General features: G+C 67.3%; 22 protein-coding genes. 5 read left to right on the top strand and 17 right to left on the bottom strand.

The window, feature by feature from the left end:
• Positions 1–46 precede the first annotated feature (46 nt).
• Positions 47–3,310, bottom strand: coding sequence for an isoleucine--tRNA ligase (gene ileS, locus ABQE44_RS16195; protein ID WP_448430820.1), 3,264 nt, complete (start codon positions 3,308–3,310; stop codon positions 47–49).
• Positions 3,311–3,527: 217 nt separating this feature from the next.
• Entirely contained in the window at positions 3,528–4,184 is a 657-nt protein-coding gene (locus ABQE44_RS16190; RefSeq protein ID WP_448394370.1) for a hypothetical protein, read from the bottom strand.
• Positions 4,185–4,320: 136 nt separating this feature from the next.
• Here ABQE44_RS16190 and ABQE44_RS16185 point away from each other — a divergent pair, with 136 nt between their 5' ends.
• Together ABQE44_RS16185 and ABQE44_RS16180 are read left to right on the top strand one after the other, a co-directional pair.
• Positions 4,321–4,683, top strand: a complete 363-nt coding sequence (locus ABQE44_RS16185) for an XRE family transcriptional regulator (RefSeq protein ID WP_448430818.1) — start codon at positions 4,321–4,323, stop codon at positions 4,681–4,683.
• 43 nt (positions 4,684–4,726) lie between these two features.
• A complete protein-coding gene (locus ABQE44_RS16180; RefSeq protein ID WP_448394368.1) occupies positions 4,727–5,464 on the top strand; it encodes a hypothetical protein in 738 nt (245 codons plus the stop codon).
• Positions 5,465–5,467: 3 nt separating this feature from the next.
• Here the strand turns inward: ABQE44_RS16180 and lipL are convergent, their stop codons facing one another.
• Genes lipL through mutA form a run of 4 tightly spaced genes read right to left on the bottom strand, consistent with a single transcriptional unit; the run spans position 5,468 to position 11,869 of the window.
• Entirely contained in the window at positions 5,468–6,742 is a 1,275-nt protein-coding gene (gene lipL, locus ABQE44_RS16175; protein WP_448394367.1) for an esterase/beta-lactamase LipL, read from the bottom strand.
• A gap of 59 nt (positions 6,743–6,801) precedes the next feature.
• Positions 6,802–7,776: a methylmalonyl Co-A mutase-associated GTPase MeaB gene (gene meaB / locus ABQE44_RS16170; protein WP_448394366.1), complete on the bottom strand. Its 975-nt coding sequence runs from the start codon at positions 7,774–7,776 to the stop codon at positions 6,802–6,804.
• Positions 7,777–10,023 carry a methylmalonyl-CoA mutase gene (scpA, locus tag ABQE44_RS16165; RefSeq protein ID WP_448394365.1) on the bottom strand — a complete coding sequence of 749 codons (2,247 nt, stop codon included), beginning with the start codon at positions 10,021–10,023 and terminating at the stop codon, positions 7,777–7,779.
• Position 10,024: 1 nt separating this feature from the next.
• Positions 10,025–11,869, bottom strand: coding sequence for a methylmalonyl-CoA mutase small subunit (gene mutA, locus ABQE44_RS16160; protein WP_448430817.1), 1,845 nt, complete (start codon positions 11,867–11,869; stop codon positions 10,025–10,027).
• A gap of 104 nt (positions 11,870–11,973) precedes the next feature.
• On the opposite strand from mutA, the gene ABQE44_RS16155 reads away from it, so the two are divergent.
• Both ABQE44_RS16155 and ABQE44_RS16150 read left to right on the top strand, forming a co-directional pair.
• Positions 11,974–12,738 (top strand): TVP38/TMEM64 family protein, encoded by a 765-nt coding sequence (locus tag ABQE44_RS16155; protein WP_448430815.1) that lies wholly within the window; start codon positions 11,974–11,976, stop codon positions 12,736–12,738.
• A gap of 182 nt (positions 12,739–12,920) precedes the next feature.
• Entirely contained in the window at positions 12,921–14,585 is a 1,665-nt protein-coding gene (locus ABQE44_RS16150; RefSeq protein WP_448430813.1) for a glycine/sarcosine N-methyltransferase, read from the top strand.
• A gap of 18 nt (positions 14,586–14,603) precedes the next feature.
• Here ABQE44_RS16150 and ABQE44_RS16145 read toward each other — a convergent pair whose 3' ends face one another.
• Both ABQE44_RS16145 and ABQE44_RS16140 read right to left on the bottom strand, forming a co-directional pair.
• Positions 14,604–15,770, bottom strand: coding sequence for an SPFH domain-containing protein (locus tag ABQE44_RS16145; protein ID WP_448394361.1), 1,167 nt, complete (start codon positions 15,768–15,770; stop codon positions 14,604–14,606).
• 22 nt (positions 15,771–15,792) lie between these two features.
• Entirely contained in the window at positions 15,793–16,224 is a 432-nt protein-coding gene (locus ABQE44_RS16140; RefSeq protein ID WP_448394360.1) for an NfeD family protein, read from the bottom strand.
• A 59-nt stretch (positions 16,225–16,283) separates the two neighbouring features.
• On the opposite strand from ABQE44_RS16140, the gene ABQE44_RS16135 reads away from it, so the two are divergent.
• Positions 16,284–17,141, top strand: a complete 858-nt coding sequence (locus ABQE44_RS16135) for an Rv1486c family protein (RefSeq protein WP_448394359.1) — start codon at positions 16,284–16,286, stop codon at positions 17,139–17,141.
• Here ABQE44_RS16135 and ABQE44_RS16130 read toward each other — a convergent pair.
• The 9 genes from ABQE44_RS16130 to ripA form a co-directional block, all read right to left on the bottom strand.
• Entirely contained in the window at positions 17,138–18,136 is a 999-nt protein-coding gene (locus ABQE44_RS16130; RefSeq protein WP_448430811.1) for a ferrochelatase, read from the bottom strand. The genes ABQE44_RS16135 and ABQE44_RS16130 overlap by 4 nt on opposite strands.
• Positions 18,137–18,139: 3 nt before the next feature.
• Entirely contained in the window at positions 18,140–18,949 is an 810-nt protein-coding gene (inhA, locus tag ABQE44_RS16125; RefSeq protein ID WP_448394357.1) for an NADH-dependent enoyl-ACP reductase InhA, read from the bottom strand.
• A 15-nt stretch (positions 18,950–18,964) separates the two neighbouring features.
• Positions 18,965–19,732, bottom strand: a complete 768-nt coding sequence (gene fabG, locus ABQE44_RS16120; RefSeq protein ID WP_448394356.1) for a 3-oxoacyl-ACP reductase FabG — start codon at positions 19,730–19,732, stop codon at positions 18,965–18,967.
• A gap of 103 nt (positions 19,733–19,835) precedes the next feature.
• Positions 19,836–20,846 carry a VWA domain-containing protein gene (locus ABQE44_RS16115; RefSeq protein WP_448394355.1) on the bottom strand — a complete coding sequence of 337 codons (1,011 nt, stop codon included), beginning with the start codon at positions 20,844–20,846 and terminating at the stop codon, positions 19,836–19,838.
• 30 nt (positions 20,847–20,876) lie between these two features.
• On the bottom strand, positions 20,877–21,884 hold the full coding sequence (locus ABQE44_RS16110) for a VWA domain-containing protein (RefSeq protein WP_448394354.1): 1,008 nt from the start codon (positions 21,882–21,884) through the stop codon (positions 20,877–20,879).
• Between the two features lie 30 nt (positions 21,885–21,914).
• Positions 21,915–22,862 (bottom strand): DUF58 domain-containing protein, encoded by a 948-nt coding sequence (locus ABQE44_RS16105; protein WP_448394353.1) that lies wholly within the window; start codon positions 22,860–22,862, stop codon positions 21,915–21,917.
• On the bottom strand, positions 22,859–24,019 hold the full coding sequence (gene moxR1 / locus ABQE44_RS16100) for a chaperone MoxR1 (protein WP_448394352.1): 1,161 nt from the start codon (positions 24,017–24,019) through the stop codon (positions 22,859–22,861). The genes ABQE44_RS16105 and moxR1 overlap by 4 nt, the downstream gene beginning before the upstream one ends.
• Before the next feature lie 148 nt (positions 24,020–24,167).
• A complete protein-coding gene (gene ripB, locus ABQE44_RS16095) occupies positions 24,168–24,875 on the bottom strand; it encodes an NlpC/P60 family peptidoglycan endopeptidase RipB (RefSeq protein ID WP_448394351.1) in 708 nt (235 codons plus the stop codon).
• Positions 24,876–24,889: 14 nt separating this feature from the next.
• Positions 24,890–26,329, bottom strand: a complete 1,440-nt coding sequence (ripA, locus tag ABQE44_RS16090; protein ID WP_448394350.1) for an NlpC/P60 family peptidoglycan endopeptidase RipA — start codon at positions 26,327–26,329, stop codon at positions 24,890–24,892.
• Positions 26,330–26,372: the final 43 nt, after the last annotated feature.

The raw sequence follows: 26,372 nt of genomic DNA, 5'->3' as shown, positions 1-26,372 counted from the left end.
CACACTCGGCGGCGTGCTCCCAGCGGGGCTAACGCACGCGCGAAAGTTAGCTCTTCTGGCTCTCGTTCCTTCTCCTGAGGCGGAATGGGTAGCCGCCGCCCACAGTCCCCGTCATCCACTCGCCATCCTCGCGCTTCAATGCACCGCTGACCATGTCGAGCCCGGAATCATCCTGTGCGTGAAGTTGCAGACTCGGGTCGGTCTTGATGGTGAAGCTCGTCGCCAACAGCTCGTTGGCGATGAGATCCGACAAGCCGCCGCGCCAACCATCGGGAAAATCTCGAATGGTCAACTCCAGTTCGATGCGGTCGCCGATATCGAGGCCGAAGCGCCGCCGGGCTTCCTGGAACTCGCGAATCATGTCGCGCGCCCAGCCTTCGGCCTCCAGTTCGGGTGTCACGGTCGCGTCCAGCACCACCAGGCCCGCCCCGTCGGGCAGCGCACTAGTGTAGTCGGGATCCGCGGCCACCAGCCGCGAGCTGTACTCCTCGGGCCCAAGCACCGCCGGACCCGCCGTCAGCGTGCCGTCGGCATTCACCACCGCCTCGCCCGCCTTGACCGCCTTGATCGCCGCCTGTACGTCCTTGCCGAGCCGCGGCCCGGCGACCTTGGCGTTGACGGTGAGCTCGAAGCGACCGTACGCCGCGATATCGTCGGTCAGCTCCACCGACTTGACGTTGAGCTCGTCGGCGATCAGGTCGATGAACGGCTGCAGACGTTGCGGGTTCTCCACCGCCACAGTCAGTTTCGGCAGCGGCAGCCGCACCCGCAGCTTCTTGGCCTTGCGCAACGACGAGCCCGCGGAGGCCACCTCCCGAACCAGGTCCATGGTCGCAACCAGGTCGGTGTCGGCGGGCAGCAGATCGGCTTCCGGCCAGTCGGTCAGGTGCACCGACCGCTGGTCCGTCACGCCACGCCAGATCTTCTCCGTGGTCAACGGCAGCAACGGCGCCGCCAACCGGGCGGTGACCTCCAGCACGGTGTGCAGCGTGTCGATCGCGTCGGGGTCTTCCTCCCAGAACCGCGAACGCGACCGCCGCACATACCAATTCGTCAGCGCATCGGTGAACTGGCGCAACTGGTTGCAGGCGCCGGAGATGTCGCAGACATCGAGCGCCTCGGTCAGATCGTCGCGCAACGCGGCGAGCTTGGCCAGGATGTAGCGGTCCAGTACGTGCGTGGAGTCGGTGCGCCAGGTGCCCGTCTTCGGCGCGTACAGGCACAAGAACGTATAGGCGTTCCACAGCGGCAGCAGCACCTGGCGCACGCCGTCGCGGATGCCCTGCTCGGTGACGATGAGGTTGCCACCGCGCAGGATCGGCGACGCCATCAAGAACCAGCGCATCGCGTCGGAACCGTCACGGTCGAACACCTCGGTGACGTCGGGGTAGTTGCGCAGCGACTTGCTCATCTTCTGCCCGTCGTTGCCCAGCACGATCCCGTGTGCCACACAGGTTTTGAACGCTGGCTTGTCGAACAGCGCGGTGGCCAGCACGTGCAGCGTGTAGAACCAGCCGCGGGTCTGGCCGATGTACTCGACGATGAAGTCGCCCGGAAAGTGCGCTTCGACGCGCTGGTCAGAGTCCTCGGCCCCGTCGCCGGCGCTGACCCCGTCGAACCATTTCTGATTCTCGAACGGGTAGTGCACCTGCGCGAACGGCATGGATCCGGAGTCGAACCACACGTCGAGCACATCCTCGATGCGGCGCATGGTCGAGCGGCCGGTGGGGTCGTCGGGGTTGGGCCGGGTCAACTCGTCGATGTAGGGCCGGTGCAGGTCCTTGGGGCGCACCCCGAAATCGCGTTCCAACTCGTCGAGGCTGCCGTAGACGTCGATGCGCGGATATCTTGGATCGTCGGACTTCCACACCGGAATCGGCGTGCCCCAGTAGCGGTTTCGCGAGATCGACCAATCCCGCGCGCCGGCCAGCCACTTGCCGAACTGACCGTCCTTGACGTGTTCGGGATACCAGGTGATGTCCTGGTTCAGCTCTACCATGCGGTCGCGGAAGTCGGTGACCTTGATGAACCACGACGACATCGCGCGGTAGATCAACGGGTTGCGGCACCGCCAGCAGTGCGGATAGGAGTGGTCGTAGGTCTCGTGGCGCAGCAGCACCGCGCCATTGACGGCTGCGCCCGCGGCACCGTCCTTCAGATCGCGGATGATCTGCGGGTTGGCGTCGAAGACGTGTTGGCCGGTGTAGTCGGGCACGGTGTCGTCGAACCGGCCCTTGGCGTCGACCGGTGTGACGGCGACGATGCCCGCGGCCTGAGCGGTGGCCATATCGTCCTCGCCGTAGGCCGGTGACATGTGCACGATCCCGGTGCCGTCCTCGGTGCTGACGAACTCGGCGGGTAGCACTTGAAATGCGTTGTGCGCCTTGTCATCATCGACAAAGTACGCAAACGGTGGCAGGTAGCGCGCGCCGAGCAGGTCGCGGCCGGCGACGGTGTCCAGCACCTCGGGCTCCTCGCCGAGTTCGCGCGCGTACGCCGCGAGCCGCGCCTGGGCCAGCAGGTAGCGCCTTCCGTCGGGCCCCTGGACGTGGACATAGGTGACATCCGGATTGACGGCTACGGCCTGGTTGGACGGCAGCGTCCACGGCGTGGTGGTCCAGATCAACAGATAGGCCCCTTCGAACGGGCCGTCGGTGACTCTCAGGCCGACGGTGATCGCGGGGTCCTGCCTGCTCTGGTAGACATCGTCGTCCATGCGCAGCTCATGGCTGGACAACGGGGTCTCGTCGTTCCAGCAGTACGGCAGCACCCGGTTGCCCTCGTAGGCCAGGCCCTTATCCCAGAGCTGTTTGAACGCCCAGATCACCGACTCCATGAAGCCCAGGTCCAGCGTCTTGTAGTCGTTGTCGAAGTCCACCCAGCGCGCCTGGCGGGTGACGTACGCACGCCATTCGTCGGTGTACTTGAGCACCGACGCCCGGCAGGCGTCGTTGAACTTCTCGATGCCCATCTCTTCGATCTGGGCCTTGTCGGTGATGCCGAGCTGGCGCTGCACCTCGAGTTCGGCGGGCAGGCCGTGCGTATCCCAGCCGAACCGGCGCTCGACCTTGTAGCCGCGCATGGTGCGGTAGCGCGGCACGATGTCCTTGACGTACCCGGTGAGCAGGTGCCCGTAGTGCGGCAGGCCGTTGGCGAACGGCGGGCCGTCGTAGAACACGTATTCCGGCGCATCGTCACGTCGGGCGATGCTCGCCCGGAACGTGTCGTCGCGCTCCCAGTAGTCGAGGACGTCGGTTTCGAGCGCCGGGAAGTCCGGCGCTCCGCTGCTCGGCTTCGGATAGGCGGTCACGGTGCTGCGTTGTCTCCTGTGCCACAAGTCCAGGCACGGGGACGACGTCGCGCGATACGCGAGCGCCGCGGTACCACCCCGCTTGCGCACTTGATGTGCGCCACTCACTTCGGGCGATGACGGACCCACCCGTTCGGTTCTACTGGGCTGGCTCAGCTGTTCTTCCGAAGGCTCCCCGGTGATGGCCGGTTCGACGCCGATGACCCGATTCTAATCGTCAGAACGGCGGCAGCGCGTCCGAGGTCATCTCGTAGAGGGCCAGCGGGAACTGCTCGCACAGTTCAGTGATCGTGTGGCCGGTGAACCGGCGGGTGTCGTACCACCAGTCGATGTGGATGTCGCCGTCGGCGCGGTACATCCGGACCTCCAGCAAGTGGCCGAGGGTCGGCGGCGTCTCCTGCACGGGCTGCGCCTCGTCCGGCGCCTCGCCGATGAAGTTGAAGTACACCTCCGAGGGCGCCGACGCGAGGCTTTCGGAGCCTGCCGCCAGCGCGCGGTGCACGCCGGCGAGGACGTCGGTGGCGCTCATCTGGTGCGAGGTCGCGCATACCAGCGGTACGGCGTCGAGCAGCGGTCCGCGCCCACTGGCGACATCCACCGCGACGATGCCCTCACCCAGGGTGCGGGCGATGGTCCGGGTCAGTGCGGCCAGCAGGATCTCGCCCGGGGCCAGACCCAGCCACTCGGTGGCGCCGTCGAGTTCAGCGGTCAACTCGTCGTTCGCCGGGGTGGACACCTTCGCCATCGCGGCCGACGTGTCGGTACTCGCAGCTTCGGCGATGTCGTAGTCGGCGATGCTGACTGTTGCTAGAGCAAAATTGCCGACCGGGTACCCGACCTGTTTTGCGGGCGTGTCCAGAAAAGGAGCAACCATGGGCATCAAGATAGCGGACATGTCCCAAATATGGGAGACCCCTCCCAAAACTGTGACGGCTGTGTCAATTAAAGCAACCTTTTCCTGTTTGCGGTTGGCACTGCCCAAGACCAGGAGATTGGTTTAAGGTGATGGGGTGCCACGCACCGACGAGAACGGCAGACAGCTCAAGGCCTTGCTCGACTATCTCCTTGACGGCGAGGTCGAAGCCAAGGACATCTACGACGCGCTGGGAACGTCGAGCAGCACGTATTATCGGCGCATCAAGGAATCCGACTATCCCAACGCCGAGGAGCTGCGGCGGGTGGCTGAGAGGTTCGATCTCAGCTATCCGGACCTGCAAATCCGATTCGGCCTGATGAGCCGCCAAGAGGTGTGGAGCTACATCGAGTCTCCCGCTTTCACCGTCACTGCTGTACGCGAAACGAAAGCCACGCGTACGTCGCGACGTCCCAAACTTTCTGAACTCAAGCCACGCAGTGACGCACCCCCGCTCTAGCCCTATACTTTGCTGAGTACACCGCAGTTCTAAGGCGAATCAAATGGCTCTGGCGACACTCATCGTGATCACCCTTTGCTGTATCGCATGGAGCTTGTGGATTCGCCGGGTCACGTGGTCATCACGGTGGGAGTTTGCGGCGACACTGAACATCGCCTTGCAAGGCGGCGCCGTTTTGCTGATGTCGCCGTGGGCGTCCGAGACGGTCGGCGTCGTGCTGCACTCGCTCACCGGCAAATACAATCTCGAGGACTACATTGGCCACGACCTCTACATCGTCGCCGCCTCCGCGGTCGTCTACAACACCCTCGGCCGGCTTCAAGACGACCATGACCTGCAGCGCTCGTTCAAGCAGTACGTCGAGTTACCCGCAACGCTGTGCATCCCGCTGCTGCTGGTGACCTTCACGCTCGGCAACGGCGCCAAGATCTACCGGCCCGACTTCTTCACGGTGCCCACCGACTTCTGGCTCAATATGTACTGGCTGCTGCTGTGCGCCACCCTGATTTACTTGCTGGGCTACGGTGCGCGGGCGCTGATGGTGCTCCGTCAGGACCCGCGCTCCCGGAAGGTCGCCAACATCTACCTCGTCGCGTCCGCCTCGGGGGTGGCTGCGTGCCTGGCCCGGCTCGCCACCGCGTTCATCCCTCAGCTGCAGGCGTGGGACAACGGTTCGGTGCTCGTATGGGTGTTCGCGTGCGGCTGTGGCGCCGGGTTCGCGATCACCTCAGCGGAGTCGTGGCGCAACAAGACCAAGTGGTTCACCAGTGCAAACCACTGACCGCTAACCTGCGACCGGTTTGAGCGCCGGGTAGTACGGCGCGCCGAACCGCGGCACCGTCTCGTAACCGCGCCGCCGCGCCTTGGCGGCGTCGCGCCGGATCAGCGTTCCCAGTGCGGCGAACGTCACCTGGTCGAACACCATTCTGGTGAGCAGCCGGTTGTGCACGAAGCCGAACGACAGTCCCGTCGACGGGTCGGCCCACCCGACCGAACCGGCCAAACCGGCGTGCCCGAAGCCGGGCAGAATTCCCGGCGGGAAGGGCACGGAGTGGTAGCCCAGGTGAAAGCTCAGCGGCACGAAGATGTTGCGGTCCGGCCAGTACACCGGTTTCCCCGTCAGCGCCGCGACGCGCTCCTGGGAGAGGAACTGGGTGTCTTCGATGCGGCCACCGTTGGCGATCGCGCCGTACATCTTGGCCAGCGCCCGAGCGGTGGCCACGCCGTTGGCCGCGGGGATCTCGGAGTCCAGAAACGGTGTGTCGCCCTGTACGACGGCCTTCATGCCCGGGAAGTACATCGAGCCGAACATGCCCGATATGCCCATCGCGGCCACGCGGGGGGCGACGAAGTTGAAGATCGGGTTGGCCATCGTGCCTTGCGGTGCGAGGATCTGCGCGCAACGGGTCGGAGCCTTCGCCGGTGGACGGCCGAGATGCAGCCCGTCGGTGTTGAGCGGCTCGGCGAGTTCCTCGCGGATCAGATCGCGCATCCCCTTGCCGGTGACGGCGCGTCCCAGCCCCGACATCAGCCAGCCGTACGTCAGCGCGTGATACGCCTGATGCCCGTACAGCAGCCGGTTCACCGGCGCGGCCGCGACACGCTTCTCCATCGCCTGGTGGTCGAGCAACTCGGCCCTGGTGCAGCCGTTGAGGTGCGACAGCCCGGCGCGGTGCTGCATCACCTCGCGCACGGTGATCGCTTCCTTGCCGTTGGCGCCGAACTCCGGCCAGTACTTGGCCACCGGCCGGTCGTAGTCGATCAGCCCGCGGTCGGCCAGCCGGTGGATGACGGTCGACGCCATGCCTTTGGTGACCGAGAAGACCATGGCGCCGGTGTCGGCGGTCCAGTACTCGGTGCCACGCCGGTCCGCGTAACCCGTCCACACGTCGACGACCGGTTCGCCGTGCAGGTAGACCGCCAGGGCACCGCCGCCGAATCGGCGCCCCGGGAACAGCTGGGAGAAAGCGCGCAGTGAGCATGCGAAGTTCGCGTCGGCTGCGCCCTGGATACCGTGCGGGAGCGCGGCGCTGCGCTCCCCATTATTGACGTACAGCACAATGAATATAATTTACCTGTTAGCCCGGCAAATAAACCAGCCGTTACCCATTTGTTAGGTCAGCCCAGTTCAGCCGCATCGAGTAGCTGTTGCGCAGCAAGCGCTGGGGTCAATTCGCCGGATCTGACCTGGCGCTCGACCTCGGTACGGATCTCCTTTACTGCCGGATGGGACAGCACACGGTCCAGCACGGCGTCGCGCACCATCGACCAGGTCCAGTTGACCTGCTGGTCACGGCGGCGCACCTCGAACTCCCCCGCCTCGGTGAGCACCTGACGATGTTTGAGCACGGTGTCCCACATCTCGGCCAGGCCGACGCCTTCCAGCGCGCTCATCGTCAGCACGGGCGGACGCCAGAGCGTCTCGCGCGGGTAAATCAGCCGGATCGCCTGGGACAGCTCACGGGCGGCCTTTCTGGCCTCCACCGCATGCTCACCGTCGGCCTTGTTCACCACGACGACGTCGGCCAGTTCGAGGACACCTTTCTTGATGCCCTGCAACTGATCTCCGGTGCGCGCGAGGGTCAGGAACACGAATGTGTCCACCATGTCGGCGACCGTCACTTCGGACTGTCCGACGCCGACGGTCTCGACCAGGATGACGTCGAAGCCGGCCGCCTCCAGCAGCACGATGGTCTCGCGGGTCGCCTTGGCGACCCCGCCCAGCGTGCCCGATGTTGGCGACGGGCGGATGTAGGCGTCGGGGTGCACGGCCAGCCGCGCCATCCGGGTCTTGTCGCCGAGAATCGATCCGCCGGTGCGGGTGGACGACGGGTCGACCGCCAGCACCGCGACGCGGTGGCCCTGCTCGATGAGGTACATGCCCAGCGCCTCGATCGTCGTCGACTTGCCGACGCCGGGCACCCCGGTGATCCCGACGCGGATCGCGTCCCCGGCTCTCGGGGTCAGCTCGAGCAGCAGCCGCTGGGCCTGTTCACGGTGGTCGGGTCGGGTGGATTCGACCAGCGTGATCGCCTTGGCCAGCGCGGCGCGGTCGCCATCTGAAATGCCCGACGCAAGCTTCGTGGCGACCATTTAGCTCAGCTGGTATCCCAACCGCTCGGCCAGCTTCTTCAGCAGACCGACCGCGGCGTCGGCGATGACGGTGCCCGGCGGGAAGATCGCCGTGGCACCGGCGGCGTAGAGCTCGTCGAAGTCACCGGGCGGAATGACGCCGCCGACGACGACCATGATGTCGGGCCTGCCGACCTCGGCCAGCGCCTCGCGCAGCGCGGGTACCAGCGTGAGGTGCCCCGCGGCCAGTGAGGAGACGCCGACCACGTGGACGTCGTTGTCGGCGGCTTGCCGGGCCACCTCGTCGGGGGTGGAGAACAGCGAGCCGACGTCGACGTCGAAGCCGATGTCGGCGAACGCGGTGGCAATGACCTTCTGTCCGCGGTCGTGGCCGTCCTGCCCCATCTTGGCCACCAGGATGCGTGGCCGACGGCCGTCGGCCTCGGCGAACTTCTGCACCAACTCGCTCGCGCTTGAGATGTTGCTGACCTTTCCGACTTCGTCGCGGTAGACCCCGGCGATGGTACGGATCTCGGCCTGATGGCGGCCCCAAACCTTCTCCAGCGCGTCAGAAATCTCGCCGACGGTGGCTTTGGCGCGGGCGGCGTCGACGGCGAGCTCCAGCAGGTTGCCTTCTGATTCCGCGGCGCGGCTCAGCGCCGCCAGCGCGGCGTCGACGGCGCCCTGATCACGGTCCGCGCGCAGCTGCTCCAGCTTGGCGAGCTGCTCGGCGCGCACCCTGCTGTTTTCGACCTTGAGCACCTCGATCTCGTGGTCGGTGCCATCGCCGGTGGCAACCTGGTACTTGTTGACGCCGATCACCGGCTGCGCCCCGGAGTCGATGCGGGCCTGAGTGCGTGCGGCGGCCTCCTCGATGCGCAGCTTGGGGATGCCGTCGCTGATCGCCTGCGCCATGCCGCCGTGCTCGTCGACCTCCTGCATATGCTCGCGGACCTTCTCCACCAGCGCCTGGGTCAGCGATTCGACGTAGTAGGAGCCGCCCCACGGGTCGATCGGCCTGGTGGTGCCGGACTCCTGAGCCAACAGCAGCTGCGTGTTGCGGGCGATGCGGGCCGAGAAGTCCGTCGGCAACGCCAGCGCCTCGTCGAGCGCGTTGGTGTGCAGCGATTGGGTGTGGCCCTGGGTGGCCGCCATCGCCTCGATGCAGGTCCGCGCGACGTTGTTGAACGGGTCCTGGGCAGTCAGCGACCAGCCAGACGTCTGCGAGTGCGTACGCAATGACTTGGACTTGGGGTTCTTGGGTTCGAACTGCGCGACGAGCTCACTCCACAGCATCCGCCCGGCGCGCAGCTTGGCCACCTCCATGAAGAAGTTCATGCCGATACCCCAGAAGAACGACAGCCGCGGTGCGAACTTGTCGATGTCCAGCCCGGCGTCCAGCCCCGCCTTGATGTACTCGACTCCGTCGGCCAGCGTGTAGGCCAGCTCCAAATCCGCTGTGGCACCGGCCTCTTGGATGTGGTAGCCCGAAATCGATATCGAGTTGAACTTCGGCATCTTCGCGCTGGTGTAGCCGAAGATGTCGGAGATGATCCGCATCGAGGCCTTCGGCGGATAGATGTAGGTGTTGCGGACCATGAACTCCTTGAGGATGTCGTTCTGGATGGTCCCCGCCAGTTTCTCCGGCGGCACACCCTGCTCCTCGGCGGCCACCACATACAGCGCCAGGATGGGCAGCACCGCGCCGTTCATCGTCATCGACACCGACACCGTCGACAGGTCGATGCCGTCGAAGAGCTGTCGCATGTCCAGGATCGAATCGATTGCCACGCCGGCCATTCCGACGTCACCCTGCACCCGGGGATGGTCGCTGTCATAGCCGCGGTGGGTGGCCAGATCGAACGCCACCGACAAACCCTTCTGGCCGGCGGCCAGGTTGCGCCGGTAGAACGCGTTGGATTCCGCGGCGGTGGAGAACCCGGCGTACTGGCGGATGGTCCAGGGCTGGTTGACGTACATGGTCGGATACGGCCCGCGGATGTAGGGCGGTTCCCCTGGGAAGGTGTCCAGCGGGTAGCCGGCCGCGACGGCGGTGTCCCGGTCGGCGCCGACGTAGACCGGTTTGACGTCGACGCCCTCCGGGGTGATCCAGGTCAGTTGCTCGGCGGCGTAACCGTGGGCAGCGGCCGCGGCTTCGACATGGGCCGCGACGTCGGTCGGCGTCGGCGGCGGCGGTGTCTGCTCGCCGCGCAACGGCACGTCGGCGAAGCTCGCGATATCCGTCCCGGCGACATCGTTGACAGTCATCTCAGGCCCCCAATCTGGTGAGCAGGTCCGACAACACGCTGACCGCGTCGATCTTCGTTGTCAGGTAGCCGTCCGGTTTCGAATCCGCTTCGGCGACCGCCTTTTCCGGTCCGGCCAGCAGTACGTGCTCGACACCTGAGCGGTGCGCCGCATCGACGGCGGCCGACGCCTCGGTCGCATAGCGGGCGTCGGTGCCGCAGATCACCGCCACCTTCGCCGGGTCGGCCCCGTCTGCGTCGGTCACGGCCTCGATACCGCCGGAGGCCAACAGGTTCGTCGCGAACGTCGCCCGGATGTTGTGTTCGGCGAGCGGACCCAGCGGCAGCAACCGCACCTGGGGCCTGGCGCCGGTGCGCTCCAGGAACGCGTCGCTGCGGTCCCGCAGCGCTTCGAACCCGGCCGCGTAGCGGGCCACGCCGGGCAACGTCTCCCCCGGTGGCAGCGGCGGTTCACCGAGGTTCGGATATTCGTTGACACCGGTGATCGCGGTGCGGCGGTGGGCGATGTCGGCCGCGCGCCGCTCGGCCACCGCGGTGATCTGTTCGACGACGTAGTCGCGGGCCGTCTGGAAACCGCCGCGGGATTCGATGTCCTGAAACTGTTTCCACGCCTGCTCGGCCAGTTGCTCAGTGAGGTCTTCGACGTGCCAGGAGCCCCCCGCCGGGTCCATTACCCGGCCGACATGGGACTCCTCGATAAGCAGCAGCTGCGTGTTTCTGGCGATGCGGCGCGCGAAACTGGCTGCGGTGCCAGGAAATCCGCCGACGATCGCGACGTCGAACGGATGCACCAGCACGGTGTCGGCGCCGCCGACGCCCGCGGAGAAGGCGGCCAGCGTGGTGCGCAACATGTTCACCCACGGGTCGCGTTTGGCCATCATCGGCAACGACGTCACCGCGTGCAGCGTCGCCGCCCCAGCTTCGGCCAGATTGCCGGCACCGCCGGCGGTCGGCGCGCCGACGACCTCAGCCACCCGCGCCCACAGCAGCCGCGCCGCACGCATCTTCGCGATCGTCATGAACTGGTCATCGTCGGCGGCCAGCCGGAAGCTGATCTGGCGCACCGCATCGACTCCGCCGACGCCGCCGTTGCCAAGCAGCCGCAGGTACGTCACCGCCGCCGCAATACTGCCCGCCAGCTCCCACGATGCGTTGGCGCCGATGTTGTGGAACGCCGGGCCGTCGACCGTGATGGCCCGCACGTGTCCGTCGTGGCCGGTGACCTTGGCCGCGGTCTGCACGACGTCGGCAATGTCGGGCGCGGGTCGGCCGCTGACTGCGGCGGTCAGCGGATCGGCACCCAGGTCCAGCGACAACCGCGCGCGTTGGTCGTCGTCGAAATCGGTCAACAGAGCAAGAATTGCTTCGGCGGCGGAGACGTAGTCGCTTCCCGCGTCCAGCACCACCGGGACCAGGTCCAGGAATACGCCGTCTAGCAGCTGGTCCAGTTCGGCCGCGGGTACCCCGCCCGGTCCGCCGATGTTGAGTACCAGGCTGCTGACACCTTCGGTCAGCGCGAGCAGCAGGGCGCCGTTCTGCTCACCGGCCGCCGCGGTCGAGCCGTTGGCGGGGAAGGCCTCGGCGACCTTCCAGCCCGCCTTGACGTCCCGCAGCGCGTCGCCGCCGCGTACGTAGGGCCACTGGCCGGGCAGCGGATGCTCGGCGACGCTGTCGAGGCTGGTGTACAACGGCCGGATCGGGAAGCCCTCGTAGGTCGGCGAGTCCAGCAGCCGTTCAGGTTCGGCGGGCAGATCGGCAGGGTCCCGCTTGGTGCTCTTCGCCAACACCCCGGCCACCGCCGAGCGCCAACGCTGGACATCGGCTTCGATCGCAGTGGATTTCTGCACGCCATCAGGCTAATTGATCACCCTGGAGCGGTTGTTCGCCGGGCAGGCGACTCCCCGCGCCGCTGAGCGCCGATACCGGGCGGAGTTCCGTACTCTTAGTAGGCGTGAACACAGTCGTCAGCACCCTGCGCGCGGTCCGCGCGGCGGTGATCGTCACGGCTACCAGCGTGCCCCGGCGACGCATCGCCACGATCGTCGCCGCGATTGTGATCCTCATCGCAGTTGCGCTGCTCGTGCCGCTGCCGACCGCGATTCAACTGCGCGACTGGGCCACCTCGGTCGGCCCGTGGTTCCCGCTGGCGTTTCTGGGCGCGCACATCGTGGCGACGGTCTTCCCGTTTCCGCGCACGGTCTTCACGTTGACCGCCGGGTTGCTCTTCGGCCCGGCGCTGGGCATCCCGCTGGCGGTGGCGGCGGCCACCGTCAGCGCCCTGATCGCGTTGCTGTTGGTCCGCGCAGTCGGGTGGCAGCTGGCCCGCGTTGTGCGCCATCCACGCATCGACTTGCTGGACGCGCGGCTACGCCAACGCGGTTGGCCGACCGTGGTGTCCATGCGGTTGATCCCCGCCGTGCCGTTCTCGGTGCTGAACTACGCCGCGGGTGCCTCTGCGGTGCGGGCGCTGCCCTACACACTGGCCACCCTGGTCGGACTGCTCCCAGGCACCGCGGCCGTGGTCATCCTCGGCGACGCGCTCACCGGCAATGTCAACCCGCTGCTGGTGTTGGTGTCGGCGTGCACCGCCAGTGTCGGCATCGCCGGTTTGGTATACGAACTCCGCGCACACCGCCGCCACCATCCGGTGAAAGTGGCTCCTCCTGTGGCACAGGCGATCTCGACCGAAGGTGAATTTGCCGCTGACCCGCTGTGACCTGCGTTATCGGCAACCGTTAGGCTGGTTAAGCGGTGAAAAGCGAGGATGATTCGAGCGTTGGCCGGCGCGGCCAGCTTGCCCTCCGCACGATTCTTGGTCCCGCCGCAGTGTTTCCGCCCGCGTAACCGGTGCTCTTTTACGTGTCGACGTTGGGAGCACTACTACAGGAGGAGGTTGAAGTGTCCCGGCCACCTGGCCTTCAAGACAACGCGGAATTGGTGTTGCGCGAACAAAGTTACGGCGATGACCCGCTAGCTGATCGCGAAACCGATCTGTACCGAGGCGAATACGTGATGAGCTTCGTCGAGAAGTGGGACGAGCTGATCGACTGGGAGGCGCGCGCTCAGTCCGAGGGACAGTTCTTCATCGACGTGCTGCGGGCGCGCAACAAGCAGACTGTGCTCGACGTCGCGACCGGCACCGGATTTCATTCCGTGCGTCTCACGGAGGCGGGCTTCGACGTCACCAGCGCCGACGGCTCGGCGGCGATGCTGGCCAAAGCGTTCGAGAACGGCCAACGCCGCGGGCTGATCCTCAAGACGGTGCAGGCCGATTGGCGACAGTTGAACCGCGGCATAAAGGGTAAGTACGACGCGATCATCTGCCTCGGTAACTCGTTCACCCACCTGCACGAAGAGCAGGACCGGCGGCGCGCGCTGGCCGAGTTCTACGCCGCGCTGCGCCACGACGGGATCCTGATCCTGGACCAGCGCAATTACGACGAGATGCTCGACAACGGCTTCTCGTCGAAGCACAAGTACTACTACTGCGGTGATCAGGTGTCCGCCGAACCCGAGCACATCGACGACGGGTTGGCCCGCTTCAACTACGAGTTCCCAGACGGCGCCAAGTACACGCTGAACATGTACCCGTTGCGCAAGAACTACGTTCGGCGCCTGATGCGCGAGGCCGGGTTCGAACGGGTCCGCACCTACGGCGACTTCCAGGAGACCTACCAGGAGAACGAGCCCGACTTCTTCATCCACATCGCCGAGAAGTCGGTGGTCGAAGATGCGACGGTGACCACCCGCGCGGACGCTGAGGCCTATTACGACAGCGACGACGCCGACGCGTTCTACTCGATGATCTGGGGCGGCGAAGACATCCACGTCGGCTGCTACGAGAACAGCCGCGATATCCGGGCCGCCAGCGTCGAGACCGTCGACCGGATGATCGGGCGGCTGCCGCATCTGGAACCCGGCAGCAACGTGCTCGATCTGGGCTCCGGTTACGGAGGTTCGGCACGGCGCCTGGTCGCCACGCGCGGCTGCACGGTGACGTGTCTGAACATCTCCGAAACCCAGAACGACGCCAACCGCGCCAAGAACGTTGCGGCCGGACTCGCCGACCGCATCCGCGTCGTGCACGGCAGCTTCGACGACATCCCCGCACCGGACAACACGTTCGACGTCGTATGGTCCCAGGACGCGATCCTGCACGCGTCGGACCGCCGCAAAGTGCTCAGCGAGGCGTTTCGGGTGCTCAAACCGGGCGGGGAGATGATCTTCACCGACCCGATGCAGGCCGACGACGTGCCCGACGGCGTTCTGCAGCCGGTCTACGACCGGCTCAACCTGCCCGACCTGGGATCCATGCGGTTCTACCAGCAGGCCGCACTGGCGCTCGGGTTCGAGGTGGTCGAGCAGATCGACCTGGTGCACAACCTGCGGACCCACTACGACCGGGTGCATTCCGAACTCGAGGCCCGCCGCGACGAGCTCGAACAGCAGTCGTCGAAGGCCTACCTCGACAAGATGATGGTCGGCCTGCGCAACTGGGTGCAGGCCGCCGACGAGGGCCACCTCGCGTGGGGGATCCAGCGGTTCCGCAAGCCTGCCCAGTAGGACCTGGCGGTCGCCGGCTCAGCGTTCGGGCTGGCTGCTCGACGACCGATCCAGTTGCGGCGCAGGGTAACCCGGTTGCTGCACCGGGATGCGGGCTTCCGCCTCGGCCTTGGCGACGGCCTGCGCGATGGCCGGGTCGGTCTCGGTGGAGAACCAGTCGGCCACTTCGTCGGAGTCGTCCTCGGGTTTGGGCAGGTCGTCCTCGACCGGCGAGGGGGTGTACCGGAACACGCCGTCGTCGCCGGGCGCGCCGAGTTGCTTCGCGAAGCCCTGCAGCGCGGCGCCGAAATCGCTGGGCACCAGCCACACCTTGTTGGCCTCCCCCTTGGCCATCTGCGGCAGGGTCTGCAGGTACTGGTAGGCCAGCAGCTCAGGGGTCGGACGGCCGGCCTTGATCGCGGCGAACGTCTTCTCGATCGCCTTGGCCTGGCCCTGGGCCTGCAGATACTGGGCGGCGCGCTCACCTTGCGCCCGCAGCATCCGCGACTGCCGATCGGCCTCCGCCGCCAGGATCGCTGCTTGTTTGGCGCCCTCGGCGGCCAGGATCTGCGCCTGCTTCTGCCCTTCGGCCTGTTTGATCGCCGACTCGCGTTGGCCCTCGGCGGTCAGGATCATCGCGCGCTTCTCCCGGTCGGCGCGCATCTGCTTTTCCATCGAATCCTGGATCGAGGGCGGCGGATCGATGGCGCGCAGCTCCACCCGCGCCACTCGGAGCCCCCACCGGTTGGTGGCTTCATCGAGTACTCCGCGCAGTGCGGTGTTGATCTGGTCGCGCGAGGTCAGCGTCTGCTCCAGGGTCATGCCACCGACCAGGTTGCGCAGCGTCGTCGTGGTCAGCTGCTCCACGCCGACGATGTAGTTGCTGATCTGGTAGACCGCGGCCTGCGGGTTGGTGACCTGGAAGTAGACCACCGTGTCGATCGCGACCGTGAGGTTGTCCTCGGTGATCACCGGTTGCGGCGGAAACGACACCACCCGTTCGCGCAGGTCCACCCTGGCGCGGATCCTGTCGACGAACGGCACCAGCAGTGTCAGCTGGCCGCTGACCGTGCGGCTGTAGCGGCCCAGCCGCTCGATGACCGCGGCCTCCGCCTGCGGAATCAGCGCGATCGACTTGGCGACGATGATGGCGGCGAACACCACCAACGCGGCGAGGAGGATCAAACCGGCAACGGCACCGTCCATGGTGGTTCCTTCTTTCGTGCCCCTAGTCGAGCCTGTGGACGACGGCGGTGGCGCCGTCGATGTGCACCACGGTCACGTGGTCGCCCTGTTCATACACATCGTCTGCGTTCAGGGGGCGTGCGGTCCAGACCTCACCCTCGAGCTTGACCTGCCCTTCGTGGCGCGCCACCCGGTCGAGCACCAGCGCGCTCTTGCCCTCCAGCGCCTTGACCGGCTCGGACAGGCCCCGACCGGACTGGAAGTGTCTGCGCAGTGCCGGCCGGACCAGCACCAGCAGCAGCACCGACACGACTGCGAACACCGCGCCGTGGACCCACAGCTCATCGAAGATGAGGCTGGAGCCCGCCGCGGCCAACGCGCCGCCGCCCAGCATGAGCAGGAACATGTCGCCGGTCAGCGCCTCGGCCCCGGCGAGGGCCAGCGCGGCGACAAGCCAGATCAATGCAACGGGCATACCGCCAGCCTAGCGCGGGTCCGCGATACGCCCCTGGGAACAACTACACTGCGACCATCATGTGGTGTCCCAGTGTCTCGTTGTCGGTGTGGGCCAACGCCTGGCTCGCAGGCGCGGCCGCTCCCGACGATCTCCTCGACGCGTTATCGCTTTGGGCACCAAAGCATTCCGTTCTCGCTTATGATTCCGTCGCCGCCGGCCGCACCGGCCTGCCGTGGCCGGATCTAGTCGATGCGGGCGCGGTCTCGATGCTTCAGACGTTGCGCACCGCGTCGGGCACGACGTCGACTCCTCCGGTGGCGCTTGCGTTGCCGGTCCCCGGCGACGTGCGTGGTCTACCGGCCGGAACCCAGTTCCAGCGCGACGCGGTGACCGCCGGGGAGGCCGTCATCGTCACCGGTGACGGCACCGAGGCCGTCGGGTTGGTGCCCGATTTCGAGTACCCGGAGCTTGCCGACCTCGAGGACGACGCCGACGAGGATGCGTATCCGTGCGCGATCGCGTGGACCGTCTACTCGGTGCCCGCCGTTGCGCCCGCGGCGATGCCGGATCTCGGGGACGCCGAGTACGAGTTGCGCTCCGCGGTGCGTTCGGCGGCGGAGGCGTTGGCCACGTTGCGCGCGGGCGCCGCCGAGTTGGACGTGGACGACCCGCGCGGGCTGGTGGCCCAGGTGCTGGAATCCGAGCGTCGACACCGGCTCCCCGACCATGCGCCGACCCGGGCGCTTCGGGTGCTCGAGAACGCGGCACAGGTCGACGCGATCATCACCGTGAGCGCAGGGCTGATTCCGATCGGCCTGCACAGCTCCTCGGAGCTACGGCTGGCCTCCGATGTGCTGCAGCCGCTTTCGGCCGTGGTGCGTTCGGCGCGGTTGGCTGCAGTCACCGCGATCCTGCACTCCGCGTGGCGTAACTAACCCTCGCAGTTGGGTGTGCACACCACCCCGTCGACCGAATATCCCTGCAGCGGAGGCGGGTTCGCGGTAGTGACGCGGGAGGGTTCGCGTCCGGTACGCAGCTCGTCGAACAGATCGGCGGCCACCCGCGCGAGGTCGGCGTTGGGGGTGGCGGCCCGTGCGAACGCGATGCCGGCGTCCTGGGCCTGCAATCTCAGCTCGTGGTCCAGATCCCACACCACCTCGATGTGGTCGGCGACGAAGCCGATGGGACATACGATCACCGCCGTCGTGCCGCCGTCGGCGAGCTCGGTGAGGTGGTCGGCCGCATCGGGTTCCAGCCACGGCACCTGCGGTGGACCGGAGCGTGATTGCCACACCTGGTCGTAGTCGTCGTAGCCCGCCGCGGTCGCGACCAACCGGGCGGCGTGGGCGACCTGGCGTGGGTAGAGGTCCGGTCCGCAACGGGATCGGGCCGACAGGGGGATCGAGTGCGCGGTGAACACCAGCCGCGCGCCGTCGGGCACGGTCTGCGCGGCGGCGGTGACCGCGTCGGCGAACATCTGCACGAACAGCGGATGATCGTAGTACTGGCGCAGTTTGACCAGATGCGGCGCGCGCTCACCCGCGGCCGCACGGGCCCGTGCGATGTCCTCGACGTACTGGGTGCAGCTGGAGTAGCCGCCCCACGCCGACGTGGCGAACACCGCCGCGCGTCGAACGCCGTCGTCGGCCATCGCGGCGACGGTGTCTTCGACGTACGGCTGCCAGTTGCGGTTGCCGTAATAGACCGGCACGTCGATGAGCTCACGCAATTGCTCGATCAGCGCGCGGTTGATCCCGTTGATCGGCGACACTCCGCCGAAGTGAAGGTAGTGCTCGGCGACGTCGGCCAGCCGCTCCCGCGGGATGTTGCGGCCCCTGGTGACGTTCTCCAGGAACGGCATCACGTCGGCCTGACCCTCCGGCCCGCCGAACGACAGCAGCAGGACGGCGTCAACGGCCGAGTCGACCATCGCTTACAGCAACTGCGTGCTGGCGCCGCCGTCGGCGTAGATCACCGTACCGGTGGTGGCGGGCAGCCAGTCTGAGAGCAGGGCGCACACCGTCTTGGCGACCGGGGTCGGGTCCTTCATGTCCCAGCCGACGGGTGCGCGCTGGTCCCAGCCCTCCTCGAGCAGCCGCATCTGCTCACCGGCTTCCTCGCCCAACGCGCCGCCGACGATCGCGCTCATCGCCAACGTGCGAATCGGGCCTGCCGCAACGAGATTGGACCGCACACCGTGGTGGCCTGCCTCGCGCGCGACGAACCGGTTGACCGACTCCAGCGCGCTCTTGGCCACCGTCATCCAGTTGTAGGCGGGCATCGCGCGGGTGGGGTCGAAGTTCATGCCGACGATGCTGCCGCCGCGGTTCATGATCGGCAGCGTCGCCTTGGCCAGCGAGGCGTACGAATAGGCGGAGATGTGGATGCCCTTGGAGACGTCCTCGTAGGGCGCGTCGAAGAACGGGTTGATGCCCATCCCCGACTGCGGCATGAACCCGATCGAGTGCACCACGCCGTCGAGTTTGTTGCCGTCACCGATCGCCTCGGTGATCCGGTCGGCGAGCGTGTCGAGGTGCTTCTCGTCCTGCACGTCGAGTTCGAGTAGCGGCGCCTCCTTCGGCAACCGGTCGGCGATGCGCCGGATGAGCTTCATCCGGTCGAATCCGGTCAGCACCACTTCGGCGCCGGCTTCCTGTGCCACCCGCGCGATGTGGAATGCGATCGAGGAGTCCGTGATGATCCCCGTGACGAGTATGCGTTTGCCGTCCAGAAGCCCTGCCATGTCTGTCCTTATCTCTTAGTGGCCCATGCCCATGCCGCCGTCGACCGGAATCACCGCGCCGGCAATGTAAGACGCGTCCTCGGACGCCAGGAAGCTGACCGCGCCGGCCACCTCCGCTGCGGTGCCGACCCGTTTGGCCGGGATGAAGTCCAGCGCCCCGGCCTGAATCCGTTCGTCGAGCGCGCGGGTCATCTCGGTGTCGATGTAGCCGGGGGCCACCACGTTGGCGGTGACGCCCGCCTTCGACAGCTCACGGGAGATCGAGCGGGCCATGCCGATCAGGCCGGCCTTGGCGGCCGCGTAGTTGGACTGGTTGCCGATGCCCCACATGCCCGACACCGACCCGATGAAGATGATCCGGCCGAAACGTTTGCGCTGCATGCTGCGGGACGCGCGCTGGGCCACCCGGAACGCGCCGGTGAGGTTGGCGTTGATGACCTCTTCGAACCGCTCCTCGGTCATCCGGATGAGGAAGGCGTCCTTGGAGATGCCGGCGTTGGAGACCAGCACCTCGACCGGGCCCTGATGGTCTTCGACCTCCGTGAACGCGCGGTCGACGGCGGCGCTGTCGGTGACGTCGCACTCGACGGCGAACAGGTTCTCGTCGGGCACACCCGAACCGCGGTGCGTGACGGCCACCTTGTGCCCGTCGGCGGCCAGCCGTTGCGCGATCGTCAACCCGATCCCCCGGTTACCACCGGTGACCAGCACCGAACGGGACACGAACGCCGGACGGGCGCCGGGCGTCTGGCTGGCCGATTCACCTGTTTCAGTCTCGGTCATGCCCGCCAACCTAACGTGCGAGCTGCGGTTGACTGAAATCACTGGGCCGGTGCCGCCATCGAAACCGACGTTTGGGCGAAGTTGGCACAGATGGGCGCGGGGGTCACAGCGGCAGCCGACGGTTGATCAACAGGCTCGCCACCGCCGCGACGGCGGCCACCAGAGCGGCCAACCGCAACCAGCCCGTGGTGGCCTCGCCGCGGACGGTCTCATAGCCGATCTGATCCTGAAGCGTGTCGTAGACCTTGTTGAGCTCGTCGAGGTTGGCCGCGGTGTAGGGCTCGCCCCCGGAGAGTTCGGCGATGCGCTTCAACATCGCGTCGTCGACGGGCACCGGCACTCGCTCACCGTTGACCTCGACCGAACCGTTGGCGGTGCCGAACGAGATCGTCGAGATCGGCACGCCCTGGTCTTTGGCGGCCCGGGCCGCGGTGTAGGCGCCCTTGGGGTTGTCCGGGTTGTTCGGCGAGGTCTCCTTACCATCGGAGAACAACACGATGTGCGCGGGCGGCGGGGTGTCGCCGCCGCCGATCACCGCGCCGACGGTCGAAATCGACGACAGCGCGGTGAAAATCGCCTCACCGGTGGCGGTGCGGTCGGCCACCTGCAAATTTTCGATGGCGCGCCGGCTGGCGTCGCGGTTGGTGGTCGGCGAGACCAGCACCGTGGCAGTGCCGGCATAGGCGATCACGCCAAGGTTGATGCCCGGGGTGAGTTCGTCGACGAAGTTCTTCGACGCTTCCTGCGCGGCCGCCAGGCGGCTGGGTTCGACGTCGGTGGCCTTCATCGACTGCGACACGTCCATGACGAGCATCACGACCGCGCGGTTGCGCGGAAGCCGCTGATCGTGGGTGGGCCCGGCAAGCGCAACCGTGCACAGCAGCAACGCGATTCCCAGCAGCGCTACCGGAACATGCCGCCACGGGCTCGGCCGTTTCGGCGCGACGCTGTCGAGCAGCTCGGTGTTGGCGAACTGCTGCAGCCGCCGGCGCCTGGCGAGTTGGGTGATGACGTAGAAGCCGGCCAGGCCCAGCACGACGGCCAGGAACAGCACGAACCACCAGATGTGTTGGAAGCCTGTGAGCGATACCGGTCCCAGCATCGGAAGGGTCATGTCAAGGTCGTCCCTGTCTTCGCGTTCGGCTCAGTTCGGCAGCCGACGGTTGATGGCCAGCGCCGCAAGCGTTGCCAGCGCCAGCGCCAGCGCTCCCAGCCGCAGCCAGCCGGTGCTTGCGTCACCCTTGATGGTCTCGTAGCCGATCTGCTGCTGCAGGTTGGCGTACACCTGGCGCAGCTGTTCGAGGCTGGAAGCGGTGAACGCCTCGCCGCCGGACAGATCGGCGATCTTGGCGAGCATCTCGTCGTCGACGGGCACCGGTTGGCGTTGCTCGTTGATCTCGACGTAGCCGTACGGCGTGCCGAACGAGATCGTCGAGATCGGCACCCCCTGGTCCTTGGCGGTGCGGGCCGCGGTGTAGGCGCCCTTGGGGTTGTCCGGGTTCGACGGCACGGTCTCCTTACCGTCGGAGAACAACACGATGCGTGCCGGCGGCGGTTCGTCGCCGCCGCCGATCACCGCGCCGACGGTGGCGATCGCCTGCAGCGCGGTGAAGATGCCCTCACCGGTCGCGGTGCGGTCGGCGAACTGCAGGTTGTCGATCGCGTTCTTGGTGGCCTCGCGCCCGGTCGTCGGCGACACCAGCACCGTGGCCGTACCCGCATACGAGATCAGCCCGAGGTTGATGCCCGGAGTGAGCTCGTCGGCGAACTGTTTGGACGCCTCCTGAGCGGCGGCCATCCGATTGGGCAGCACGTCGGTGGCCCGCATCGACTGCGACACGTCCATCACCAGCATCACCACCGCGCGGTTTCGCGGGATGCGAACGTCGTGCGTCGGCCCGGCCATCGCCACGGTGAAGAACACCAACGCGGCCACGAGCAAGATCGCGGGCAGATGCCGCCAGCGTGTCTGCCGTTTGGGCGCAACGCTTTCCAGCAACTCCATGTTGGCGAAGCGCAGCATGCGCCGGTGCCGCGACAGCGAAACGATGATGTAGAGCCCGATCACCGCGAGCACCACGAGGAAGAACAGGAAGAACCAAGCGTGTTCGAAGCCCGAAAGGGTGATCGGACCGAGCAACGGCAATGTCATGTGCGCCTAATCATTTCACGGCCAACCCGATCAGGCGTGGCCCGCCAGCGCGCCGCGCCTACGGTTGGCGACGAATCGGACGACGTCGGCGATCCAGTCCCGGTCGGTGCGCAGCGTCAACAGCGGTGCATCGCAGCGCCGCAGCGTTCTGGCGACCTCCGCGCGGTGTGCGGCCGCGGCGCGTTCGAAGTCGTCGCGCAGCTGCTCGTCGATGGTGAACTCGCGGGTCACACCGGTTTCCGCGTCTTGTAGGACGACCTCGCCGACCGGCGGAAGTTCGACGTCGCGCGGGTCGATGATCTCGATGCCGAGCACTTCGTGGCGGCCGGCAATGGCGCGCAGCGGCCGCATCCAGTTGATCGGGCCCAGGAAGTCGCTGATGATCACCGCCATGCCGCGGCGGCGCTCCGGACGGCGCAGCGCGTCGATCGCGGCGGCCAGATCACCGCGCACCCCCGTCGGCGCCTTGGGCATCGTCGCGATGGTGCGCAGCATCTGCTGCTCGTGCATGCGGCCGGACAGCGCGGGTACTCGGCGCACCGTGTCGCCGTTGGCGATGACGGCGCCGATCCGGTTGCCACCACCGCTGTTGAGGAACGTGATCGCCGCGGCGGCGGCCACCGCGAGGTCGCGCTTCTCGCAGCCGGTGGTGCCGAAGTCCAGGCTGGCCGACATGTCGACCACCAACCACGTCTCCAGCTCGCGGTCGGCGATCATCTGGCGCACGTGCGGATGGGTGGTGCGCGCGGTGACCGACCAGTCCATCCGGCGCACATCGTCGCCGGGCTGGTAGAGCCGCGACTCCCCCGGTTCCGAACCCGGGCCGGGCAGCAGCCCGAGGTGATCGCCGTGCAGCACACCGTCGAGCTTGCGCCGCACCGTCAGCTCGAGCTTGCGCAGCGCCGCGCTCAGCGCCGGATCACGGATCTCCCCGCGCTTGAGCGACGGCAGGTCGACCGGGCGCCGCGAACTAGTCACCGACTGCTGGCCGCGCCTGCGGCGGCGGGCACGACGGGCGGCACCGAATGACCTTGCTGCGGAATGGCATTCACTTGCGGCAGGGCCACGGTCTGCAGGATGCGGTTGATCACCGTCTCGGCCGAGATCTCGTCGGCAAGCGCGTCGTAGGTCAGCACCAACCGGTGCCGCAGCACATCAGGGATCACCTCGACGACATCCTGCGGGACCACGTAGTCGCGGCCCCGGATGAGTGCGAGCGCGCGCGATGCCGCGATGATGCCCAGCGACGCGCGCGGTGAGGCGCCGTAGGCGATCCACGCCTTGGCGTCGGGCATCCCGAACTTCTCGGGCTGGCGGGTGGCGGTGACCACCCGCACCACATAGTCGACCAAGGCGTGATGCACGAAGGTGTTGGCCGCCACGTCCTGCAGGCGCAGCAGATCACCGGGGGCGAGCACCTGTTTGGGTTCCGGCGGCTTGACGCCCATCCGGTAGATGATCTCGCGCTCTTCCTCGGGTGTCGGATAGTCGATGTTGAGCTTGAACAGGAAGCGGTCGCGCTGGGCCTCGGGCAGGGCATACACGCCCTCCTGCTCGATCGGGTTCTGCGTGGCCATCACCAGGAACGGCTGCGGCAGCGGGAACGTCTTGCCGCCGATGGAGATCTTGCGCTCGGCCATGACCTCCAGCAGCGCCGACTGCACCTTGGCCGGGGCGCGGTTGATCTCGTCGGCGAGCAGGAAGTTGACGACGACGGGCCCGAGCTCGATGTCGAACTCCTCCTTGCCCTGCCGGTAGATGCGGGTGCCGACGATGTCGGTGGGCACCAGGTCGGGGGTGAACTGGATGCGCGCGAAGGTGCCGCCCACCACCTTGGCGAAGGTCTCGACGGCCAGCGTCTTGGCCACGCCGGGCACACCCTCGAGCAGTACGTGGCCCTTGGCCAGTAGCCCGACGAGCATCCGCTCGACCAGCTGGTCCTGGCCGACGATGATGCGCTTGACCTCGAAGATCGCCCGTTCCAGGGTGTGGACCTCCTGCTGCAGCCCGCCATTGGAGGGGGTCGTTCCTGCCGGTGCGGCGTGTGAGCCCTGTGAGCCCTGCGGGTAACCCTGCCCCGGTGCCTGGCCGGAGTACCCTCCAGCGCCCTGCGGCGGCCCACTCGGTGACGTCATCAACGTTCCTTCCACATCAACTCGCTGGTCATGGCGGCTCGGCCCGATCTGCGCCGGTAGCTCGTCGTCAACTATTCCAGGCAGTTCGGAATCCGTCGACGTTGCCCGTACGGTACGTCGAATCCCTCAGCGTGCGCTCAGCGTGCGTTCAGCTTTCGATGATCCGCGCCACGTACGGCTGCAGCCCCGCATGCCGCACCGGGCTGACGGTGACCTTGCCCGCGCTACCGGACGCCTCGAGCATCTTCCCGCCGCCCAGATAGATCGCGACGTGCTGGCTGCCGCCCGGACCCCAGAACAACAGGTCACCGCGCTTGGCTTGGGAGGTCGGCACCTTACGCCCGGTGTCGTACTGGTCGCCCGAATACTTCGGGATCAGCACGCCGACCCCGGCGAACGAGTACTGGGTGAACCCCGAGCAGTCGTAGCCGACGGTGTTGGCGCCGGAGTCGATGCCGCGGCTCGGGCCATTGGGCTTACCGCCGCCCCACGAGTAGGGCACACCCATCTGCGAGGCGCCGCGACGGATCACGTACTCGATGGCCTGCGGGCCGCGCACCCGGCCCGGCGCGACGCCGGCCGCCGCCGCCTCCGGTGGTGCGAGACCCAGGGTGGACAAGAACTTGCGGCCCAGGTTCATCGTGACTTCGGTGGCCTGGGCGGTCGCCGCCAGCGACGCGTTGGCAATGGCCAACGGATCCCCGGGCGCCCCGGCGCTGATCAGTTTGGGCAGGGTGGGGTCCCACTGGCCGTCGTTGGGCGCCGCCGCGGTGGGCGTGGCCAACCCGGCCGCCACCGCCAGGGCCGCTACCCAGAGCAGCAGACCGGTGAGATAACGAAAGAGCCTGAAACGCAAGGGAGTCCTTACTGTCACCACTCGATGAGACGTGTCGCGTACGGGGTCATGCCGCTGGTGCGCACCGGTGACACCTTGACCACCGACCCGGTGTAGGGCGCCTCGAGCATCTGGCCGTCACCGAGGTAGAGGGCCACGTGCTGGCTGCCGTTAGGTCCCCAGAAGAGCATGTCGCCGCGGCGCATCTGCGACGACGGAACCTTGCGGCCCGCGTTGTATTGCGAACCCGAGTAGTGGTCCAGCTTGATGCCGACACCGGCGAACGCGTAAAGCATCAGCCCGGAGCAGTCGAATCCGACTGTGCCTGCACCGGAGTCGATGCCGCGGCTGGGACCGGCCGCGTTGCCGCCGCCCCACGAGTAGGGCACCCCGAGCTGGGTCATGGCCCGCCGGATGACGTACTCGGTGGCTTGGCGGCCGTGGACGCGGGGTATCGCGCCGTTGGTGTAGCCGGTCGGAGTGGGCAGCAGCCCCAACTTCTGCAGGAAGCTGCGGCCCAGGTCCTGGGTGACCTGCGCCGAGGTCGCCATGATGCCCAGGATCTCGTTGATGATCGCGATCGGATCACCGCTGACGAAGGCGCTGGGAATGGCAGGCAGGAACGGATCCCACGCGGTGGCCCAGTTGCCGGTGGCCGGGTCGATCTTCTGGGGTGCGCGGTCCCAGTCGGCGGCCGGGTTCGCCGGAGCCCCCGGTGCCGCTTGCGGCTGCGGGCCGCTGGCCGGCGCCGGCGCCTGTGCGGCCATCGGGCGGATCTCGTTGAGCTTGGCCTGCGCGGCGGCGCGTTCGGCGGTGAGCTTGTCCAGTTCGGCCTGCTGCGCGCTGAAGGTGCCCTGCGCGGTCTTGAGCGCCGAAACCGCTTCGTGCTGGCTGGCTTCGGCTTCAGCGAGGGCTTTGTCAGCGTTCTGCTTGGCCAACCGCACCGCGGAGTCGCGGTTCACCTGATCGGTGCGGGCCCGCTGCAGGTCTTCGATCACCTGTTGCGTGCTGACCGCCAGGGTCTGTCCGACGGCGACGGTGTCGAGGATGTCGCCCGGGTCGCCCGCGGTCAGGTACGAGTCCGAGGGGCCGTTGATATAGGCGGCGGCCGCGAACTTGTCGAACCGCTGCTGTGCGGCCTCGATCGCCCGGTTGGCGTCCTCGACCCGCTGGCTGCTCGCCTCGACCTCGCGCTGTGCGGCGGCGGCGTTGTCGCGCGCGGTCGCCACGTCGACGATCGCCTTGTTGACGCTCTCCTGTTCGGCCTGGATCGCCGCGCCAAGGTCCTGCAGCTTCTGGTTGGCGTTGGCGACGGCGGCGACAAGCTCTGCGACCCCGTCTGCCCCGCCGGGTTGCGCGGCGGCGGGGGCCGGTGTCACCAAACCGGGTGTCGCGAACAACACGCCTACCGCCAGCAGAGCCGCGCAAAGACGTCCGCGCGGCCGCGAAACAGAGGCGCCAGGGTTGCGTCTCATCGACTCGTGTCTCCTATGGCTCGACGCGAACGTGCGGGCACAT

The sequence above is a fragment of the Mycolicibacterium sp. XJ2546 genome (assembly GCF_053483195.1).
This window is presented reverse-complemented; position numbering and strand designations above follow the sequence as displayed.